The sequence below is a fragment of the Planktotalea frisia genome (genome assembly GCF_001890925.1).
Lineage (GTDB): Bacteria > Pseudomonadota > Alphaproteobacteria > Rhodobacterales > Rhodobacteraceae > Planktotalea > Planktotalea frisia.
The window spans coordinates 1-2,548 of the sequence record NZ_MLCB01000118.1; the positions used below are offsets into that span (position 1 = coordinate 1).

The window sequence follows — 2,548 nt, forward strand, 5'->3', positions numbered from 1 at the left end:
GCGGACATGGACGAAGCCGCTGGCGCGGCAATGGCGCTTGTAGCGGGTGTTGTGCGCTGACTTTAGCCGAGTGCATTTTGAGATCTGACGAACTTGTTTGACGATTGGGGCTTCTCAAACGTCAAACAGGAGGTTTCCATGACACAGGAGAAGATGAGCCCGCTTCGTGAGCGGATGATTGAAGATATGCGCATTCGCGGGATGCAGGAGACGTCGCAAAAGGCCCACATCCGGGCCCTAAAGGATTTCACGACGTTCCTTGGTCGTTCACCCGATACTGCAGAGCCGGATGATCTGCGCGCCTATCAGTTGCACATGGCGGATACGAACGTCACGCCATCAACATTTAATGCGCGCATCGGTGCGCTCAGGTTCTTTTTCTCGATGACCTGCGATCGTGATGAGATGAAGAAGTACATGCAATTTCGCACTGAGCCGCGCAAATTGCCTATCGTTCTCAGCGTTGAGGAGGTCTCGGCCTTGCTAGCCTCAGCACCCGGACCTGGTCTCAAATACCGCGCAGCCCTGAGCATTGGCTATGGCGGCGGTTTACGCGCATCAGAAGTGACGCATCTCAAAGTTCGCGATATCGATAGCGACCGAATGCTGATCCATGTCGAACGGGGCAAGGGTGGCAAAGACCGCGATGTGATGCTGTCACCATCTTTGCTTGTTTTGTTACGGGATTATTGGCGCGAGGCGCGCCCGCAAGGGTGGTTGTTTCCGGGCCAGAGCCGCGTCGATCCGATATCATCGCGTCAGTTGAACCGGGCGTTTACATCAGCCAAACGTATGGCGGGGATCAAAAAGCCCGCAACGCTTCACACCCTGCGGCACAGTTTTGCGACACATCTGTTGGAGGCAAACACGGTTGTGCGAGTGATCCAGGTTCTGCTCGGGCACTCCAAGCTGAGCACCACGGCGCGGTACACTCATGTCGCGACAAAGACGCTGGGTGATATCACCAGCCCGTTTGAACATGTGAAGGGCCTGACCTGACGAACGCGTTCGCGTGTCAGAGCGTACGCTGGAGATCGCTGACATCTTTCGCATGTACGGCCCCGCGTGGCGACGGGCCAATAGGGGTCATGTCAACCTGAGCCAGCTCAAAGTGATGTCCTCAATTGAAGCCTGCCGAACCGAGGCGCTCGGCGGGCATGTGGCCGCGTGTACCAAGTGCAATCATCAGCATATCGCTTATAACTCGTGCAAGAATCGGCACTGTCCCAAATGTCAGGGACCGGCGGCACGCGACTGGATGGCGGCGCGCGCTGAAGATCTGCTGCCGATCGAGTATTTCCACGTGGTCTTCACACTGCCAGCAGAGATTGCCCGGATCGCGTATTGGAACAAGAAGGCAGTCTACGGACTGCTGTTCCGCGCATCGGCCCAGGCGGTGACCACCATTGCCGCTGATCCCAAACGGCTTGGTGCGCGGGTAGGTATGACCAGCGTGCTGCATACTTGGGGATCGGCTCTCACCCATCACCCTCACGTCCACATGATCGTTCCCGGCGGGGGCCTGTCGCCACGAGGCAACCGCTGGGTCGCATGCAAGCCGGGGTTCTTTCTGCACGTGCGGGTTCTGTCGCGGTTATTCAGGCGTCTGTTCGTCGAGGGGCTGTTGGCATTGCACCGCGCGGGCGACCTTGCCTTCTTCGGTGATCTGACGGGGCTGTCAAAGCCGCAAGTCTTCGCCGCATATCTTGCCCCAATGCGCAAAACAGAATGGGTCGTTTATGCCAAACCGCCTTTTGGTGGGCCCGAGGCCGTGCTCGCGTATCTCAGCCGTTATACTCACTGGGTGGCGATCTCAAACAGCCGCCTGATCAGCGCCGACGCCAACACTGTAGCGTTCCGCTGGAAAGATTACCGGATCAAGTCCGACGACCGCCAATCTGTCATGCGACTAGCAACGCCCGAGTTTATCCGCCGCTTTCTGATCCATGTTTTGCCAGACGGATTCCACCGCATCCGCCATTACGGCTTGCTGGCAAGTGCGACCCGCAAAGCCAATATCGCAAAGGCCCGCGCGTTACTTGGGGCAGAACTGGTCAAAAACGAAGATCCGCCAACCGCAGAGATCATCCCACTTACGCTCCGCGAACCATGCCCCGATTGCGGCGGGCAAATGCGCATCATCGAGACCTTCAGGCGGGGGCAAAAGCCACAGACCCGCGCGCCACCACGACAGGCCGCCGCATGACGAGATGTCCGCCAAAATGCACAATACCTGCTCCCTTATGCGCCTCATCAGGGTGGAATATTCTGCTGCCCCAAACGATCCAATATATTGAAAACGCGCCAATGTTCATCGTTATCAACGCCAAGATCATGCCACCCATGGCTTTTGGGCCGCCTCGAATGCCCTCGACAAATGCACCAGGGCCAAAACCAACCTACAGCAGCCTCGCACTTTCCCCATAGGTCACACTCAGCATCCCACGGCTTCCTCCTTGAGAGGTTTGTCAACCCGGGCCAAGGTCAGTCCCGCGCCGAAACCTTCCGCTGTGGCCCGCATCGAAAAACCTTCATCGGAGCGGACCTT

2 protein-coding genes are annotated in these 2,548 nt (G+C 57.7%); both read left to right on the forward strand.

Features of this window, described 5'->3' with window-relative positions; translation table 11 throughout:
• Positions 1–138: 138 nt before the first annotated feature.
• Complete coding sequence (locus PFRI_RS08145; RefSeq protein WP_072630210.1) at positions 139–999, forward strand: tyrosine-type recombinase/integrase; 861 nt, start codon at positions 139–141, stop codon at positions 997–999.
• 13 nt (positions 1,000–1,012) lie between these two features.
• The gene (locus tag PFRI_RS08150) at positions 1,013–2,206 is read left to right on the forward strand and encodes an IS91 family transposase (RefSeq protein WP_111445499.1); all 1,194 of its coding nucleotides are present in this window, start codon (positions 1,013–1,015) and stop codon (positions 2,204–2,206) included.
• The last annotated feature ends 342 nt before the right edge of the window (positions 2,207–2,548 follow it).

Excerpts from the sequence above, each read along its gene's own strand:
- PFRI_RS08145 (WP_072630210.1), top strand. The coding sequence starts at position 139 with ATGACACAGGAGAAGATGAGCCCGCTTCGTGAGCGGATGATTGAAGAT.